This window comes from Kitasatospora sp. NPDC001547 (assembly GCF_042894165.1).
Classification (GTDB): domain Bacteria; phylum Actinomycetota; class Actinomycetes; order Streptomycetales; family Streptomycetaceae; genus Kitasatospora.
This window is the reverse complement of sequence record NZ_JBIAVL010000019.1, coordinates 68160-86385: the sequence shown is the minus strand read 5'-3', so window position 1 is coordinate 86385 and position 18226 is coordinate 68160. Positions and strand designations below refer to the sequence as shown.

12 protein-coding genes are annotated in these 18226 nt (G+C 72.8%); 7 read left to right on the top strand and 5 right to left on the bottom strand.

Annotation, left to right across the window (positions count from 1 at the left end):
* Window positions 1-38 precede the first annotated feature (38 nt).
* Window positions 39-1406, bottom strand: a complete 1368-nt coding sequence (locus ACFY0X_RS28570) for a serine hydrolase domain-containing protein (RefSeq protein ID WP_387758790.1) — start codon at window positions 1404-1406, stop codon at window positions 39-41.
* A 971-nt stretch (window positions 1407-2377) separates the two neighbouring features.
* On the opposite strand from ACFY0X_RS28570, the gene ACFY0X_RS28565 reads away from it, so the two are divergent.
* Complete coding sequence (locus ACFY0X_RS28565; RefSeq protein ID WP_387758788.1) at window positions 2378-3424, top strand: lactonase family protein; 1047 nt, start codon at window positions 2378-2380, stop codon at window positions 3422-3424.
* 32 nt (window positions 3425-3456) lie between these two features.
* Here the strand turns inward: ACFY0X_RS28565 and ACFY0X_RS28560 are convergent, their stop codons facing one another.
* Entirely contained in the window at window positions 3457-3879 is a 423-nt protein-coding gene (locus ACFY0X_RS28560) for a universal stress protein (RefSeq protein WP_387758786.1), read from the bottom strand.
* A gap of 173 nt (window positions 3880-4052) precedes the next feature.
* On the opposite strand from ACFY0X_RS28560, the gene ACFY0X_RS28555 reads away from it, so the two are divergent.
* From ACFY0X_RS28555 to ACFY0X_RS28540, 4 genes are all read left to right on the top strand, one after another.
* Window positions 4053-4811, top strand: a complete 759-nt coding sequence (locus ACFY0X_RS28555) for a class I SAM-dependent methyltransferase (RefSeq protein WP_387758784.1) — start codon at window positions 4053-4055, stop codon at window positions 4809-4811.
* A 157-nt stretch (window positions 4812-4968) separates the two neighbouring features.
* On the top strand, window positions 4969-6471 hold the full coding sequence (locus ACFY0X_RS28550) for a Y4yA family PLP-dependent enzyme (RefSeq protein ID WP_387758783.1): 1503 nt from the start codon (window positions 4969-4971) through the stop codon (window positions 6469-6471).
* On the top strand, window positions 6468-7802 hold the full coding sequence (locus ACFY0X_RS28545) for a pyridoxal-phosphate dependent enzyme (protein ID WP_387758781.1): 1335 nt from the start codon (window positions 6468-6470) through the stop codon (window positions 7800-7802). The genes ACFY0X_RS28550 and ACFY0X_RS28545 overlap by 4 nt, the downstream gene beginning before the upstream one ends.
* A 12-nt stretch (window positions 7803-7814) precedes the next feature.
* Window positions 7815-9014, top strand: coding sequence for an aminotransferase class V-fold PLP-dependent enzyme (locus tag ACFY0X_RS28540; protein WP_387758779.1), 1200 nt, complete (start codon window positions 7815-7817; stop codon window positions 9012-9014).
* An 89-nt stretch (window positions 9015-9103) separates the two neighbouring features.
* Here ACFY0X_RS28540 and ACFY0X_RS28535 read toward each other — a convergent pair whose 3' ends face one another.
* From ACFY0X_RS28535 to ACFY0X_RS28525, 3 genes are all read right to left on the bottom strand, one after another.
* The gene (locus ACFY0X_RS28535) at window positions 9104-9943 is read right to left on the bottom strand and encodes a PIG-L family deacetylase (protein ID WP_387758778.1); all 840 of its coding nucleotides are present in this window, start codon (window positions 9941-9943) and stop codon (window positions 9104-9106) included.
* 93 nt (window positions 9944-10036) lie between these two features.
* Window positions 10037-11914, bottom strand: coding sequence for a B12-binding domain-containing radical SAM protein (locus ACFY0X_RS28530; protein ID WP_387758777.1), 1878 nt, complete (start codon window positions 11912-11914; stop codon window positions 10037-10039).
* A gap of 767 nt (window positions 11915-12681) precedes the next feature.
* Window positions 12682-15153, bottom strand: a complete 2472-nt coding sequence (locus tag ACFY0X_RS28525) for an amino acid adenylation domain-containing protein (protein WP_387758776.1) — start codon at window positions 15151-15153, stop codon at window positions 12682-12684.
* A gap of 445 nt (window positions 15154-15598) precedes the next feature.
* On the opposite strand from ACFY0X_RS28525, the gene ACFY0X_RS28520 reads away from it, so the two are divergent.
* Entirely contained in the window at window positions 15599-16795 is a 1197-nt protein-coding gene (locus ACFY0X_RS28520) for a MalY/PatB family protein (RefSeq protein WP_387758774.1), read from the top strand.
* 74 nt (window positions 16796-16869) lie between these two features.
* Window positions 16870-18159 (top strand): condensation domain-containing protein, encoded by a 1290-nt coding sequence (locus tag ACFY0X_RS28515; RefSeq protein ID WP_387758773.1) that lies wholly within the window; start codon window positions 16870-16872, stop codon window positions 18157-18159.
* Window positions 18160-18226: the final 67 nt, after the last annotated feature.

Below are 18226 nucleotides of genomic sequence, written 5' to 3'. Positions count from 1 at the left end.
CGGTGCGGTGGCGGTTCTGCGGCGGCGGGCCGACCGGCTCAGCCGGCGGCGGTCCGGCGGGCGGTGCGTCCGGAGACCTGCACCCGGTCGATCCGGCCGGTGGCCGGGTCCCGGTGGAAGCGGCCGCCGGGCTCGGGCCGGCCGGTGTCCGGGGCGATCAGGTCGTAGCGGAGGTCGGCGTGGCAGCGCAGCGGTATCGGCAGGTCGCCGTCCACCGCGAGGGTGGCCGGTCCGTCGCCGGCCCACTCGACCCGGTAGCGGACCGCGCCGTTGCGGTAGTCGCCCGCGCACTCGGCGAGGGTCGCGGGCCCGGCGAGCGGCACGGGACCGCCGGCACCGACCGGCGGGATCGCCGCGGGCACCCGGATCCCGGCCAACTCGTCCAGTTCGGCCGCGAGTTCGCGCCAGAGGGCGGTGGCGGCGCCGGCGTTGCCGGTGAAGGCGACCACCACGCCGCTGTCCGGGTCGGCCCGCAGGTGGCAGGAGGTGCCCATGGCGTTGCCGTCGTGGCCGCACCACAGCCGCCCGTCCTGCCGGTAGAGCGCGACCCCGGCGCCCCAGCCGTCCGCGAGCGTTCCGGGCCGGGCGCCGGGCTGCGGGCGGCGCATCCGCTCGGCGACCTCCGGGGGCAGCGCCTCGGCCCGGCCGACCAGGGCGGCGCCGAGCGCGGCGAGGTCCGCGGCGCTCGCCAGCAGGGCCCCGGCCGGGGCCTCCAGCGGGGCCAGGTTCTGCCGGACGGCCCGGGCCCGGCCGGTCGCCGCGTTGAGCGCGTGCCCGGCGGCGACCGGCCGGCCGGGGGCGGCCGTGTCGACGAACACCGGTCCGGTGCCGAGGGGTTCGAGCAGCAGGGCGCGCACCGCCTCGTGCCAGGGCATCCCGGTCACCGTCTCGACCAGGCGCCCGGCGGCGACGTAGCCGGCGTTGGAGTAGGAGAAGTCCGTCCCGGGCGGGAACAGCGCGTCCCGGGCGGTGCACACGGCGGACAGGTAGCGCGTCGCGGTGGTGCGGGCGGCGGCGTCGGAGTCCGGTCCGGTGGGCAGTCCGCCGGTGTGGCCCAGCAGGTGACGAATCGTTACTGCGGGCAGTTGCCGGAGCTCCGGGAGATGCTCGGCGGCCGGTTCGTCCAGATCGAGGTCGCCGTCGTCGGCGAGCAGCATCACCAGGGCCGCCGTGTAGGGCTTGGTGAGCGATCCCACCGGGACGGCGGTGTCCCCGGTGAAGGGCGCCCCGGTACCGGTGTCGGCCACCCCGGTGTGCAGGACGACGGCCTCCGAGCCGGTGTCCAGCGCCAGTTGGGCTCCGGGCACCCGGTGGGCGCGGGCGAGGACGTCGAGGCGGTGCCGCAGTTCGCGGCGCGGGAGGAGCGGCGCCCGCTCGCGGGTGGGCGCCGGACTGGCGTACGGCATGGCTGAAGCTCCCGTCGACTGGTTCTCGGGTGCGGGCGCGCCGGGCGCCCGCATGGAATCGCGGATCGGGTCACGGCACGGCGGGGAATTCCCGGCCCTCGGCACCGCCCGCTTCAGGACGTGCGGGAACGAGGCGGAATCGGCGCGGGACCGGTCGGCGACGGCGGCCGGGCGGCCCGGGAACGGGAATCCCCGGGCATCCGACCCGCCCTCGCGGAGCCGTTCCGCGGCCGCCCCGGCGCGTCCGGGAGCGGACGGTGCGAATGCGACCGGAATTCCCCGCGGCCCGATGAACGGCGGACCGCGCAACGGCGCCCGGTGAACCGGGAACGGCCGAATACCCTTACCCCGCCGGAACGCTCGGACAGAAACCCGTGCCCCGCCGACCGGCCGCTCTCCCGGCCGCCACCTGCCCATTACCCGTATCCGGCATGTCCATCCCCCTTATTGGCGATCCGCCCCCGCAACCGTCGCGCGGAACGCGCCGACACGGCCGGGAAGTCGCGGAATCCTTGCCGTCCCGAACGTCCGGACGACGAACGCGCAACAGTCTTCACGGCGGCCCAGTCGCTCGCAACCCCTTCCGATTGAACGGAAAGCGGCTCCACCGGGAATCGGAACCACAAAATCCCTGGTTGCCTCCCGGCCACACCCGGAACAACCCGATGCCGAGTGCGAATTCTTTGGCCGAAAATATGGGGTTCAGACCTCACCATCCACTCGAACAACTATTCGCGGAAATATCCGAGTGATTTCCCGGGCTGCTGTGACGACTGGGATGGCTGGGGCGGCTGTGCCGGAACGCGACGGAATCGGTCGGATGGGCCGCGAGTGGGACCGCCCCGGCCCGACAACAGCTCCAGGGGCGCGTCGACGAGCACGCCGGGGGCCGGTACGGCGTCCGTGCGGTCCGACCGGCCCCACGGGCACCTGCTAGGGTCCGAACGCAACGGCGGACGGCGGAGGTTGCTGTGGTGGACAGGGGCGTGGAGCGGGCCTTCATCGGGTCGTTCACCTCGACGGGCGGGCGCGGGATCGTGCTGGCCTCGCTGGATCCCGGCACCGGGGCCCTGACCGTGACCGGCGCCGTGGACGCCGTCGACCCCTCCTACCTCACCGTCGGGCAGGTGGCGGGCGCCCCGGTGCTCTACGCCGTGTCCGAGACGGAGCCCGGCGCCGTCACCGCCCACGACCTCGCCGGGCCGCTCCCCCGCCCGCTGGGCGCCCCCGTGCCGGTGGACGGCGACCACCCCACCCATCTGAGCCTCGCCCGGGGCCACCTGCTGACCGCCAACTACGGCTCCGGCAGCGTCAGCGTGCTGCCGCTCGCCGCCGACGGCACCCCGCGGCCCCCGAGCGCCGTCCTGCACCACCGGGGCAGCGGGCCGCACCCGGACCGCCAACTCGCCCCGCACGCCCACCAGGTGCTCCCCGACCCGTCGGGGCGCTGGGTGCTCAGCGTCGACCTCGGCACCGACTCGGTGCGGGTCTGCGCCCTGGACCCGGCGACCGGGGAGCTGGCGGTGCACGCCGAGACCGCGCTGCCGCCCGGCACCGGGCCGCGGCACCTGGCCTTCCACCCCTCCGGCCGGCACGCGTACGTGCTCGGCGAGTTGCGCCCCGTCGTGACGGTCTGCCGCTGGGACGCGGCGGCCGGGGCGCTGGACACCGTCGGGGAGGCCCCGCTGTTCCCGGACGGCGTCGAAGGGCCGGTCTCGCCGTCGGCCCCGGTGGTCTCCCCCGACGGCCGGTTCCTGTGGGCGGCGGAGCGCGGCACCGACACCGTCGTGGTGCTCGCCCTCGACGGGACGGGCGAGCGGGCGCACGTGGTCGCCTCGGTGCCCTGCGGCGGCCGCTGGCCGCGCGACCTGGTGCTGGGCCCGTCCGGCACCCGCCTGTACGCGGCGAACGAGCACTCCGGCGACGTCACCTGGTTCGACGTGGACCCCGTCACGGGCGTGCCCCGCCGGGCGGGCTCGGTGGCCGTCCCGGCGGCGTCCAGCGTCGTCTTCGTCTGACGGCCGCGGCCGGCCCGGCGACGGCCGGCCGCTCACTCCCCACCGCGGACCACCACGACCGGGACGGTCGTGTGCCGGGTGCAGTGCTGGGCCACCGGGCCCGGCAGCATCCCCGCGAAGCCCCCGAGGCCGCGGCTGCCGACCACCGGCAGGTCCGCTCCCCTGGACGCCTCGACCAGCGCGCCCACCCGGGTGCCGTAGCGCACCTCGGTGCGCACCTCGACCGGCGGGTCCTCCCCGGCGGCCCGTTCGACGGCCCTGGCGACCTCCTGCCGCGCCCGGGACTCCGGCGCCGCCTCGTCGGTGCCCGCCGGAGGGAACCAGCCGCGCGCGCCGTGGCAGGTCGGGTACTCCCAGGCGATCACCGCCACCAGCGCGCCGCCGGTGGGCTCCGCCCGGCGCACGGCCCGGCGCAGCGCCCGTCCGGACGACTCCGAACCGTCCGCCCCGACCACGATCCGGCGCTCGGGCGGGGCCCGGTGGAAAGCTTCAGATGAAAACGGATATCGTTTCGCTGGAAAAGTTTCGCGGGAACCTCACGCCGAACCGGTTGCAGAGCTGGATGGACATGACAAACACTGGCGGGAAGTCGAGCCTCGAACGCGCACGGGACACCGCGGGAGTCGGGATGCGAGTGGACGCCGCCCTGGCCGGCGCCTGGGTGGACCGCTGGGAGCGCCAGCAGGAGCGGTACGCGGTGGAGCGCGAGGAGCGGTTCACCGTCATCGCCGACGTACTGGAGCAGACCGTCGGCCACCGCGAGCGCCCGCTCGTCGCGGACCTCGGCAGCGGCCCCGGCTCGCTGTCCGCGCGCGTCGCGGCCCGGCTGCCGCACGCCGAGATCCTCGCCGTCGACATCGACCCGCTGCTGCTCGCCCTCGGCCGCGCCCGGCACCCCCGGATCGCCCGCTGGGTGGAGACCCTGATCGGCCGCCCGGGCTGGGTCGAGGCGCTCGAACTCGACCGCCCGCTGGACGCCGTGATGTCCACCACGGCACTGCACTACCCTCCGCCGGACGCGCTGCTCGGGATCTACCGCGACCTCGCCGGCCTGCTGCGGCCCGGCGGCGTCCTGGTCAACGGCGACCACCTCATCCCCGACGACCGGCCGCTCGCCGAACTCGCCCTGGCGATCGGCCGGCGCCGCGCCCAGCGCCGGGGCACCGCCGCCGCCGAGGACTGGTCCCAGTGGTGGGCCGCGGCCGGCCGGGTCCCCGAGTTCGCCGACCTGCTGACGGCCCGCGAGCGCCAGCTGCCCCCGACCGACGGACCCGGCAACGGCCTCTCGGCGGCCCGGCACGGCGAACTGCTGCGCGAGGCCGGCTTCCGCCAGGCCGGCCCGGTGTGGCAGTACGGCACCAGCTCCGTCCTGGTCGCCCTTCGCTGACGATCCGTCAGAAGACGTCCGGAGCGCGGGATTCCCGATCGGCACAGTCGTTGCGATGGTGTGACAGAAGCGCCCTGTCGATCACCCGGGGAAACGGTTACCGTTTCCCTCGGCTCGGCCCCCCTCATGCCGACTTCTCATGGAGAGCTGGTTTCGCATGCGGCCCCTACCGCTGTATCTCGAACCACGGCTGGAGACTCCGCTCCGCTCCCTCCTGGAGGAACGCGACCTCCTGCACACCCTCACCGACGCGCTGGGCTCCCCGCTCAACCTGCTCCTGCCCGAGCAGATCGCGGAGAACCTGGCGCGCTTCCAGGCCGTCTACCGCAAGCACCGCCTCACCGGCCGGATCCACTTCGCCCACAAGGCGAACCGCTCCAGCGCCCTCGTCCGCCGACTCGCCGCCACCGACGCCGGGATGGACGTCGCCTCGCTCGCCGAACTCCAGCACGTGCTCGGGGCCGGCTGCCCGCCCGACCGGATCATCGCCACCGGCCCGAAGAACCGCGAGTACCTCTGGCTGGCGGCCCGCACCGGCGTCACCGTCCACCTGGACTCCCGCGCCGAACTCGACGACCTGGCCGACCTGGTGCGCAAGCACGCCCTGCCACCGGTGCGCGTCCTGCCGCGGCTGTCCGGCTTCCGGGCGCCGGGGGTCACGGTGCTCACCCGGCCGAGCCGGTTCGGCACCGACGCCGCCGAGCTCGACGACCTGCTCGACGCCCTCGAACGCCACCGGGACGCCGTCGAGACCACCGGCGTCGCCTACCACCTGGACACCACCGGCGTGGCCGAGAAGGCCGTCGCCCTGGAGACCTGCGTCACCGTGCTGAACGAGTGCCGGCGCCGGGGCCTGCGGCCGCACACCGTCGACATCGGCGGCGGGTTCGGAGTCGACTACCTGGCCGACGCGGCCCAGTGGGAGCGGTACACCACCGAACTGACCGACGCCGTCCTGGGCCGGCGGCCCCCGCTCACCTGGCAGGGCCACGGCTACGGGCTGCGCGCCGAGTCCGGCCGGCTGCGCGGCGCCCTCGGCCTCTACCCGGCGCACCGCCCGGTGGCCGCCGAGGCCTACCTGGACGAGCTGCTCTCCCACCCGGCGCCCACCCTCGGGCGGCCGCTCGGCACCCTGCTGCTGGAGAACCTGTACGACCTGGTGGTGGAGCCCGGCCGGGCGCTGGCCGACCAGTGCGGGGCGACGCTCGCCCGGGTCCTGGAGGTCCGGCACACCCCGGCCGGCGAGCGCCTGGTCCGGCTGGAGGCGAACGCCCGGGACGTGGGCCTGGAGGAGCACGGGGTGCTGATGGACCCGCTGCTGGTCCCCCGGCCCGGTGCGCCGGACGGCCCGGTCGGCTCGGACGCACCGGACGACCCGGTCGGGGTGTACCTGATCGGCAACCTCTGCCTGGAGACCGACCTGATCACCCGCCGGAAGGTCTTCCTGCCCCGCCTGCCCGCCCCCGGCGACCTGCTCGCCTTCGCCAACACCGCGGGCTACCTGATGGACTTCAGCGCCGGCCGGGCGCTGCGCCAGCCCGTGGCGCGCAAGGTCGCCGCGTACCGGCGGGACGGCGCCTGGCGGTGGCGCCTGGACGAGCAGTACTGGCCCGTCGACGCGACGGCGGCCGCGGGAGACCGGGGGGACGGACGGGCATGAGGTACGACAGCATCACCGACGCGATCGGCAACACCCCGCTGCTCCGGATCGACCCGGCGGTCACCGGCCTGCGGCACATCGACCTGTACGCCAAGCTGGAGATGCTCAACCCCTTCGGTTCCGTCAAGGACCGCGCCGCCTGGAACATGACCCGCGAGGCGCTCCCCGGGGCCGTCGAGCGCGGCGACACCGTCGTGGAGCTGTCCAGCGGCAACACCGCCAAGGCGCTCGCGCTGATCGCCGGCCTGCACGGACTGCCGTTCAGGAGCGTCACCAACCGGATGCGGGTCCCCGAGATCAAGGACCTGCTCCTGCTGCTGGGCGCCGAGATCGAGGAACTGCCCGGCCGCACCGAGTGCCTCGACCCGACCGACACCGACGACCCGCTCACCCGCATCCACCGGATGCTGTCCGAGGCCGACTCCGGCTACCTGCACACCGACCAGTACTACAGCCGGCTCAACGTCGACGCCCACCTCACCGGCACCGGCCCCGAGATCGTCCGGGACCTCGACGGCCGCGCCCCGGACCACTTCGTCGCCTGCGTCGGCACCGCCGGCTCGTCCACCGGCGTGGCGGCCGTGCTGCGCGCCCACAACCCGGCCGTCGACGTGCTCGGACTGGTCGCCCACAAGTCCGACTTCATCCCCGGCATCCGCACCATCGACGAGGTCCACGAGGTCGGGCTGTTCGACCCCGCCACCTACGACGCCATCGAGTCGGTGACCGCCGACCAGGCCATCGACGGCATGCTCACCCTGGTGCGCCGCTGCGGCCTGCCGGCCGGCCCGACCGGCGGCGGCGCCTTCCACGGCGCGCTGCGCCACCTGCGCACCGTGGACGCCGAGTTGGCGGAACGGGCGACCGGCGAACGGCACACGGCGGTCTTCATCGTCTGCGACCGGGTGGAGAGCTACCTGAGCTACATCCGCCACCGGCGGCCCGAGCTGTTCAACCAGCCGGCCCGGCCGAACTCGGTGGGTTCGGTGACCCCGGCCGAACTGGCCGCCGCCCGGACCGTCGAGGTCGACGCCGCCCGCAAGTGGATCGCCGAGGAGCGGCCGCTGGTGGTCGACCTGCGCGGGCCCCACGCCTACGCGGCGCTGCACATCGAGGGCTCGATCAACATCGTCGACGAGGTCTTCGACGAACTCCTGCACGGCGGGCTGCCGTTCGGCACCCACCAGCCGGTGCTGCTGGCCTGCCCGGTCGGCGAGAAGTCCGTCCGGTACGCCGCGCTGCTCACCCGGATGGGCCACCGGGACGCCCGCAGCCTGACCGGCGGCGTCATCGCCTGGCGCGACGCGGGCGCCCCGCTGGTCCGGAACTGAGCGGGGACGGCCATGACCACCCCCGACCGGGCCCTCGACGGACTCCGCGACTGGCACCGCGAGCTGCGGGCGCAGTTCCCCATCATCACCGGCAACCCGGACCAGGCGTACCTGGACAGCGCGGCCACCTCGCAGAAGCCCCGGGCGGTGCTCGACACCGTCCAGCGCTACCTGACCACCGCCAACGCCAACGCCGGACGCGGCACCTACACCTGGGCCAACGCCACCACCGCCCTGGTCGAGCGCACCCGCGTCCGGGTGGCCCGCTTCCTCGGCGACCCGGACCCGCAGGAGCGCTCCGGCGTCCACTTCGTCAGCGGCGCCACCGAGGGGCTGCGCACGGTGGCCCGGGACTGGCTGCCCCGCCACCTGCGGGACGGCGACGAGATCCTCGTGCCGTTCGCCGACCACCAGGCCAACGCGCTGCCCTGGCTGGAGGCGCGGCGACTGCTGGCCCGCCAGGGCGTCCACGTCACGGTGCGCGAGCTGCCGTACGACCCGGCCTCGCACGACTACGACCACCGCGCGCTGGCCCGGCTCGTCACCCCGCGCACCGCGTTCGTCGCCGCCACCCACGTGCACCACGTGTACGGCGGCGACATGAACGTCCACCGCATCCGGGCGGCGGTCGGACCCGACGTGCCGATCTGCCTGGACGCCGCGCAGGGCGTCGGCCACCTGCCGGTGGACGTCGGCACCCTGGACGTCGACTTCGTGGTCTTCTCCGGGCACAAGGCGATGGCCCTGCCCGGCACCGGCGCGGTGTGGGCCCGCAACACCCGGGGCCCGGAGTTCACCCCCGGCGGCTGGACCGGCACGCCCAACACCTGCGGGATCGCCAGCCTGGAGGCCGCCCTGGACTGGCTCGACGCCGCCGGGCCGGAGCGCGTCCGGCTCTGGAACACCGCCCTGGCCGCCCGGCTCACCGAGGGGCTGCGCACGCTGGCCCCGTACGAGGTCCTCGGCTGCCAACGGAGCCTGGCCGCCGACTCCGAGGTCCAGCGGCGGGAGGGCATCGTCACCTTCCGGCACCGCGGGATCGGCTCCAACGACCTGGGGTTCGTCCTGGCCAGCCACGGCCTGATGGTGCGGGCCGACGGGCACTGCCAGGGGCGGGCCGGGGAGAGCGAGAGCTCGGTGCGGGTGAGCCTGCACGTCTACAACAGCCCGGAGGAGGTCGACCGGCTGCTCGCCGTCCTGGCCGGGCTGTGACCGCGCCGGCTACGAGGCCGCCGGGCGGTGACCGCGCCGGCCGCGAGGCCCGTCCGCCTCGCAGCCGGCGCGCCGGGCCGGTGCCGGGGTCAGCGCAGGCCGGCGAAGAGGTCGTTCTCGGGGACGGCCGCGCCGGTGGTGTCCCGGACCCGCAGGAAGGTCTCCACGCCCATCAGTTCGGCGAACCGTTCCTTCCCCATCTTCAGGAAGAAGATGTTGTCGCCCTGGCTGGCGTGCGCGGCCAGGGCGTCGAACTTCTGCCCGGCGAAGGCGGTGGTGTCCACCCAGGTGGTGATCTCCTCGTCGGGCAGGCCGATCTCCGGCAGCTCGACCGCCTCCGCCGACCCCGGGTCCGGCTCCTCGAAGTCCGCGCCGAACTCGCGCATGACCTCCCCGAACCGCTGCATCGCCGAGCGCGGCGCCGTCGTCCAGTAGACCTTCGGCGTCAGGTCGACCAGCTCCAGGGCCGCCATGGTGATCCGGTGGGCCTGGATGTGGTCGGGGTGGCCGTAGAAGCCGTTCTCGTCGTAGGTGACGACCACGTCGGGCCGGTAGTGCCGCATCAGTTCGGCGAGCCGGGCGGCGCCCTCCGCCACCGGCGTGCGCCAGAAGGAGCCGGGCTCGTCGTTGCTCGCCCAGCCCATCATCCCGGAGTCGGCGTACTCCAGCAGCTCCAGGTGGCCGACGTTCAACACCTCGCAGCTGGCCTCCAGTTCCTGCCGGCGCATGGCGGCGACGGCCGCCGGGTCGTGGCCGGGCTCGCCCGGCTTGGCCCCGCCCGGTCCGTCGCCGCACCTGCCGTCCGTACACGTCACGAGCACCGTGCGCATGCCCTCCGCCGCGTACCGGGCGAGGACACCGCCCGTCCCGGTGGCCTCGTCGTCGGGGTGGGCGTGCACTGCCATCAGCGTCAACGGCCGGTCGGCCATGTGATCCGTCCTCGGGTCCGAAAGAGTCATCGCCCCCAGTCTGCGCCACGCGGACGGGTGCTCGCCATCCTTGCCGTGCTGTCCGGACAGCGGCTAGGAAGCGGTGTCGGCCGGCTCTTCCTGGACCGGAACCGCGGCGGCGTCGTTGCGGGCCCCGCCCCAGCGCTTCTCGGTCTCCCGGTGTATGTGCCAGATGTCGTCCTCGGTGAGGAGGACGGAGACGACACCGGGGAAAGCTTCCTCGAAATAGATGTAGGGCTCCCGGTTGTCGATGCGCGGGGAGTGGTAGTCGAGTCGGTCCCGCATGCCGTGCTGGCGCGTGACCGGTGTCGCGGGGTGATAGGTGAGGATGTTCGGGCTGGCCAGATCGACCAGCTCGTCGTCGATGAGACGGCCCACCTCGTGGATGGTCTCGTCGATGCTGTCCCGCGTCTCACCGTCGAGGCCGAAGAGAACGGAGGTTCCCAGCTGCAGGTCCTGTGCCTTGACCAGGGCCGCGGCTTCCCGGACCTTTTCCCTCCAGGGCTTCCGTTCGTCCCGGCGGAGGTTCTTGTGGATGTTGTTCATGACTTGCGTCGACATGCTCTCGATGCCGATGTAGATGTAGCTGCACCCGGCATCCTTCATCTTCCGCAGGATCCTTGACGACTCCTCAGCCGAATGGAGCGCGACCAGGGTGTCCACGGTCAGCTGGGCACCCCACTGGAGGTCGCGCAGCCGCTGGACGTCGTCTTCCCCGCGAACGAATCTGCGGTAGCGCGGTTCGAGCGAACCGCTCTCGTCCCGGCGGATCCGGCTGAGCTCCTCGCAGAAGTTCTCGATGTCCCGGTACCGACCGCTCCAGAAGACGGAGTCGTCGAAGAAGAGCGACTCGGCGCCATAGCCGACGTATTCGCAGACCCGCTCCGCCGCCGCACCTATCGCATCGTCCTTGAACCGCTTGAGCCCGGTGAGTTGTGACGACTCGGAGCAGAAATTACATCGGTACGGACAGGCGTTGGACACCATGAAGTGCGCGGTGCGCAGCACCTCCCCCGTCCCGGGGCGGGTGAAGATGGGGAACCGGGACCGGATCGCGAACGCCTCGTACGGCGAGGGTAAGGTCGCGAGGTCGAGCGTTCGGCCACGGAGCGCGACGGCGTCGAAGGTCTCCCCCGCCGCCAGGACGACGACCGACACGCCGGGCACGGGACCCTCTTCGGCGAGCAGCCCCTGCAGGCACGGCAGAACCTGGTCACGGTCCACCCAACGCCGGTCGAGGTCGGTGGCGAGGGCGAGGGCCCGCATGAGCAGGTCCACTGCGAAGTAGGCCTCGCCGCCGACGACGGCGTCGACCACTCCGGGAGCCCTGCCCTCCTGGATGACCGCCACCGTGCTGCTGGGTTCGAGCAGGAGGGCCTGGCCGTCGGGGGTGCAGGTGACGGTCTCGTCCACATGCCGGCCTCCGAGTACGACGAAGGCGTCCGGGACCTCGCGCTTGGCCAGTCTCGCGATGTCGAGCGCGTAGCGGTGCGCGGGTGACACGGCGCTGATGAGCACGACCCTGGGCTGGACCTCGCGCAGTAGCCGCACCCATCGCGCGCGCGCCGCGTCGTCCCAGACCCGGGGGTCGAACACCGTCTGGTCGGTGTTGGGTGACGTGCCGTAGGCCCGGTATCCGTCGTCACTGACGGAAAGCCGGTACTCCTTGGACGGGAACCGGGTCCACTCGGGCGCGAGGTCGCTGTAGTGGACGGCGTCCTCCAGCGGGCCGGCGTCCGCCACCGCACGGTGCACGGCGACGCTCAGCGCCGTGTAGAGGCACATCGGGTCGCCCGGATAGGTGATTTCACCCTCGGATTGGGTCATGACGGGCGCCAGTACCGACAGCACGGGGAAATAGCGGGTGCCCGTTCTCGCACTCGCCAGGTCCGCCGACAGCCGGCGCCTGCGTGTCAGACGCCGTTCCCGGAACGCGTCCGGATCGGACACTCCTCCCGGGCGATGCATCTGAATGTCGCCACCCCCCGAATGCACCTTCTGAATAGCGTGCGTGGCCATCAGTCCTCCGGATTCTGTCTTCCAGGGTCTTGTCCCCGAACACGGACATCGATGACGAACTACTCCGGCGGGCCATCGATGGACATTCCCGTCCTTCTGCTCCCCGAAAACACCCATCCCAGTCCGTCAAAAGGCCGGGACTTCCCAGAGCCTGGCCGCATTCATCCCGTGGCGGTCCAGCGGCTCTTCCATCGAGGGCTCCCCCGGTACGACCTCGAACTCACCCGTGATCTTACTCGACCTCACCAGGCCGTGTCTTCGAAAATGTCACGTCCGCATCATTTCTCATTCATTCACGTCCGGGCCGGCCCGAGGGCTCCGACGGGGTTTCCGGGAACGCACGCGAACCGGCCGGCCGAGCCCCGGGGATTCCCGTGGGCCGGCGCGATCAGCAGGCGTGTTCGTGGCGGCCGCGAGGACCGTCGCGGCCGGTTCCCGCCCGGCCCGTCGGACCGGGCAGGCGGCGGAAGCAGTTCGCCGCCGCACCGGCCGCGCGTACGCCCCGGCCGCGGAGCTCCACCGTCCCGGCTTCCACCGCGGCGTGCCGGCCGTTCACCGCGAGCCCCTCGGCGAGGACGCTTGCCGACTCCCGGGACGCCTGCCCCGGCACGGACCGTACGCTGCTCGACGACCGGCCGAGGCCCGACGGGGCCCGGCGGACGGCAAGGCGTCCGCGCCTCGTCCCCGGGCCCGCCCCGTTACGCCGCGCCGCTCCGCCCCGGGTCGGAGTCCCCCGCCCCGGGCAGGGCGGCCGTGGCCTGAAGATACGCGGCCAGGCTCTGCAGCGTCGGATGGCTGTGCAGAGCCACCAACGTCAGCTCGGGCACCTGCGCCATACTGCGCATGGCCGTCATCGAATCGCCGCCCAGGGCGAAGAAGTCGTCGTCGCGCCGGATCGCGTCGATGCCCAGAACGTCCCGCCACGCCGCGGCGATCCGCTCCTCCCACGGACCGCTGGGCTCGGCATCCACGGGCACGGTGCCGCCACGGCGTTCCTCGTGGAGCGAGGGGGCCGCGGGAAGCGACTTGCGGTCCAGCTTCCCGTTGGGGCTCAGCGGCATGGCCGGCAGCACGAGCACGGTGCCGGGAACCATGTGAGCCGGGAGGCTGGCCGCGAGGGTCCTGCGGACGTCCTCCGGGTCCAGCACTTCGCCGTCACGCGGCACGGCGTATCCGACCAGGACCGGGACGCCGACGGCATCGGTCCGTGCGGTCACCGCCGCATCCTTGACCTGGGGATGGCCGCGCAGGACGGACTCGATCTCGGTCAGCTCCACCCGCAGTCCGTGAATCTTCACCTGGAGGTCGGTCCGGCCGATCAGTTCGATCAGTCCGTCGGCACCGAACCTCGCCAGGTCGCCGGTACGGTACAGCCGCTCGTCGGCCACCGGGCCACAGCTCCACTCGATGAATCGCTCGGCGGTGAGGGCGGGCTGGTCCAGGTAGCCGACCGCGAGGCCGACGCCGGCGAGGTACAACTCGCCCGTCACACCCGGCGGAACGGGTTGAAGCGACTCGTCCAGGATGTACGTGCGCTGATTGGCCATCGGGCGCCCGTACGGAATGCTCCTCCAGGTGGGTTCGGTGGCCTCGACCTCGAATATCGTCGAATAGATCGAGGCCTCGGTGGCCCCACCGAGGGAGATGAACCTGGCACCGGGCGCGGCCCCGCGGGCGCGTCCGGGCAGCTTCAGCGGGATCCAGTCTCCGGCGACCATGATCAGTCGCAGTGCGCCCACCGGTGAGGGCGCGCCACCCCCGCCGTGCTCGACGTGGTCGAGTACCAGTTCCAGCAGTGCCGGCGCGGTGTTCCACACCGTGACGCCGTGCTCCGCCGCCAGTTCGGCCCAGTGCGCCGGATCCTTGGCCCGGCCGGGCGCGGGAAGGACGAGGGTGCCGCCTGCCGCCGTCATCCCGAGGAACTCGTAGACCGACATGTCGAAACTCGGGGACGACAGGCCGAGGACACTGTCGCCGATGCCCACGGCGAAGCGGGAGTTGAGATCCTCGATGTTGTTCACCACGCCCCGGTGGCGCAGCGCGATCGGCTTCGGCTTCCCGGTAGAACCTGACGTGTGCATGACATAGCAGAGGTTGTCCGGCCCCGCCTGGGCCTTCGGATCGTGATCGGGCCGAGCGGACAGGGCGGCGGACTCGCGGTCCAGCAGCACCAGGCGTTCCCGCCGCACGGAGTCCTCGCCGGTCAGAGCGGCAGCGAGCTCGCTCCGGCTGATCAGAGCCACGCAGGAGGCACCGGTGATCATGGTGGACACCCTGGCCCGCGGATAGCCGGGGTCGAGTGGGACATAGGCCCCGCCGGCCTTGAGCACCCCGAGCATCGCGATCAGCAGGTCGGGCGAGTGCTCGAGGTAGAGGCCGACGCGGTCGTCGGGGCCGACGCCCAGGTCCCTCAGATGATGTGCCAGCCGGTTCGCCGCGGCGTTGACCTCCTGGAACGTCAGCCGGGTCGCTCCTTGGACCACGGCGACGGCCTCGGGGGACCGCGCGGCCCGCTCCTCGAATGCCTCGTGCAGGCAGCCCTCCTCACGGGGCAGCCGGACAGCGGTGTCGTTCCATTCCACGAGGATCCGGTGCACCTCGGGCCCGGTGAGCAGCACGAGGTCCGCCAGTGCCTGGTCCGGCCGGTCCGCGCCGTCCTCGAGCAGGTTCTGGAAGTGGGCGAGCAGCCGGTCGCCGGTCGCCGTCTCGAAGAGTCGCTCGTCGAAGTGGAGAGCGACCGACCGGGAGGCCGCCTCGGCCACCGGCAGCACGAGCTCGACCTCGTACGGCCGATCGTCCCCGCCGGCCCGGTCCGCACCGAGCCGTACACCGATGCGCGCGGGCTCCTTACCGGGGCCCGCCACGGCGCCGGCCGCACCGGTCAGCCCGCGGAGCGTACTCTCCCCGGTGACGGAGAAGCGGAGCAGCGAGTCCCCACCGCCTTCGCGGTGCACCTGGAACTCGACCTGGTTCTGGCCGGAATACCGGTACAGCAACGCGGCGAAGCCGGCCAGCAGCACACTCTCCGGGGCGGTCGCACAGGACGCCGCCACATCCCTGACGGCGCCGGCGTAAAGACCGGGAATGTCTCGGCGTAACACCCCCGTGCAACGGGGTGCGTCGACGCCACGCGGCCGGTCCGCAGGGAATTGGGCAGCACGGGAGGACAATTCCTGACTCCTGTCACAGATTCTCGACATCGCAGATGTAATTCGACTGTGAATATCGGATGGGCGCATGTGCGCACCGACTGCCGGGCCAGGAGGCTCCGAGATTTGCGAGCGACTAGCCTCAGCGTCTAATCCGGGCTGAGGAAGGCGCTGTTGGCGACATTACCGGGGGGTTGCGAACGCCGCAATGTGACCGACATCACACATCATGGGCCAAAGGCTGCCGCATAACCTTGTGTGCTCCCCTTGAGGTACTCGGGGAACTCCCCAGTGGCCGGCTGGACGGTGGGGATGCGACTGGAGGACCGGCGGAACCGCAGGAATTCCGCCGAGCGATCGGTTTACTGCCGCACGCTTTCCGTACCGGCCTCCTCTCCGTCGTGCGGCACCGCACCGACATTCGTCCGCGCAACTCTGCGCCATCGAACCGACACGGAACAGGACTATGAACGCCGAAACTTCGTCAACCGCTCTCGACGCCCTCGAACTGAGCCACCTGTCCCAGCGGGACGGGGAGAAGTGGGCCACCGCGGGCGACGGCATGCTGGCCTCCTGGGTCGCGGACATGGACTTCCCGACCGCACCCGCGATACGCGAGGCCCTGCTGCGCCGCGTCGACGGCGATCTCGGCTACCCCCCGTGGTTCGACCAGAGCGGCGGCGGCCCGCTCGGCGAGGTGTTCGCCGAGCGGACGCGGCACCGGTACGGCCACAGGCCCGATCCCACGCACGTCCGGCTGTTCACGGACATCAACCAGGCGATGCTCGCGACGATCCGGATCGCCACCGACCCCGGCGACGCGGTACTCCTGCACACCCCCGCCTGCCCGCCGTTCGTCGATGTCATCGAGAGGATCGGCCGCAGGGCGCTGACCGTTCCGATCCAGGAGGGCGAGGGCGGGTGGGAGTTCGATCCCGCACTCATGGAGCGGACCGCGGCGGACGGGGGCTCGGGGCGCTGCCGGGTGCTCTTCCTCGTCAACCCCCACAACCCCACCGGCCGGGTGTTCCGCCGTGACGAGCTGGAGTCACTCGCGGAACTCGTGCTCAGGTTCGACCTGTTGGTGGTCTCCGACGAGGTGCACGCGGATCTGGCCCATGCCCCGCACCAGCACATCCCGTTCGCCTCGCTCAGCCCGGAGATCGCCGCCCGCACCGTCACCCTCACCTCGGGGAGCAAGGCGTTCAACCTCGCCGGGATCCGCTGCGCGCTGGCACACATGGGACCGCGGGCCGTTCGGGACGCCGTCGACGCGCAGCGCGGGCTGCTCTTCGGCCAAGTGGGAGTGCTCGCGGTCGAGGCCCTGAAGGCCGCCTGGACTTCGGGCGACGCCTGGCTGGACGACGTCATGGCCGTCCTGGGCCGGAACCGGCGACTGCTGGCCGAGCGGCTCCCGGAGGGGATCCGGTGTCGGACTCCGGAGGCCACCTTCCTCGCCTGGCTCGACTGCCGGCAGCTGGGGACCGGTCCGGACCCCATGCCCTTCTTCCGCGACGAGGCCAAGGTGCTTCTCTTCTCCGGTCCGGCCTTCGGAGCCGGCGGCGACGGATTCGTACGGCTCAACTTCGGCACGTCCCCGCAGGTCGTGACAGAGACCCTGGAACGCATGAGCGCCGCGTTGCGACGGTGCGGACGTGCCTGAACACCGCGAGCCGCGCGACACGGACGTTCCGCTCAACACCGACAACCCCGCAGGCACGGACAAGGAGCTTTCCTGTGACTGACCACGCGACGGTGCGGGTCCAGCCGGCCTCCGCCCTGGAGATGCAGCTCTGGCTCGCCGAGCAGATCGCCCCGGCGAGCCGCGCCGGCTGGATCCTCGCCCAGGTCCGCGTCGACGGCCCGCTCGACCTCTCCGCCCTCGACGCGGCGCTGGCGGCGGTGGCGCGCCGCCAGGAGGCGCTGCGCACCGCCTTCGACTTCGAGGACGAGCAGGTGGTCCGCAGGGTCCTCGCGGAGCCGGTCGCGGAGCCGCTGCTGCAGCTCGGGTCCGGCACCGGCTTCGAGGAGGCGGCCGCCACCCTGCTGAACGCCGACACCTTCGATCTCGCCACCGGCCGCGTCCACCGGGCCGCGGTCGCCCCGGACGCACAGGGCGCCACCGTCTTCCTGGCGGTCCATCACATCGCTTTCGACGGTCTCTCCCAGGAGGTGTTCGCCGCCGATCTGGCACGCGCATACGCACGGGCCGTCGACGGCGTCGCGACCGATCTGCCCGTGCTGGAACGCAGGGAGCCCGCAGAACTCACGCCGGCGCGACACGCCGAGCTCACCACCCACTGGCGCGCCGTGCTGGCGGGGGCGGCCGACCTGCCCACCCCGGACGGCGGCCCGGCGCCGAACCAGCACGAGCTCGCCGTGGGCGGGTCGGCCGAGCTCCGAACCAGCTATCCGCCCAGCACCCGGCAGGCGGTGCGCGACCAGGCCAGGCGCAGCGCCTGCTCACCGTTCGCGGTGCTGCTGGCCGCGTACGGCCGGGCCCTGGCCGAGATCACCGGCGGCTCCGACTTCTGCGTCGGCACGCCGGTGGCCACCCGCTCGGCCGGGCAGCAGGACGAACTCGGCTGCCTGATCGACATCCTGCCGGTGCGGATGCCCGAGCTGTCCGCACCCGGGGTGGTCGAGCGGGTCTGGGCTGCCGTGCGGGAGAGCATCGCGGGCTCCGCGCTGCCCCGTTACGACATCGTCCGGGTCGTGGACACCGTCGCCGGTGGCCGGATGCCCGTCTACCAGGCGCTGTTCGCCTTCGAGAACTGGCAGCGCGTCGAGCATCCGGCCGGTCCGGTGAGGATGCGCGCCGTTCCGGTGCCGCCGGTCGGCGCGGTCGCCGAGGTCCAGCTCCAGGTGTGCGAACTGCCCGACGGGACCCTGACCTGCGTCGTCCAGGCCCCGCTGGCCGGTTCCTGGTCGCAACGGCTCCCCGATCTGCTGCGCGCCTTCGACCGCCGACTCGCCGAACTCGCCCCGGCGGCCACGCCCCGCTCCTCCTCGGAAGCTCCGGCATGACCACCCGTTGACGTGCCCGCCGTACGCCGGTGCCGGCGGCCCCCTGGCAGCTTCCCAGGGGGCCGCC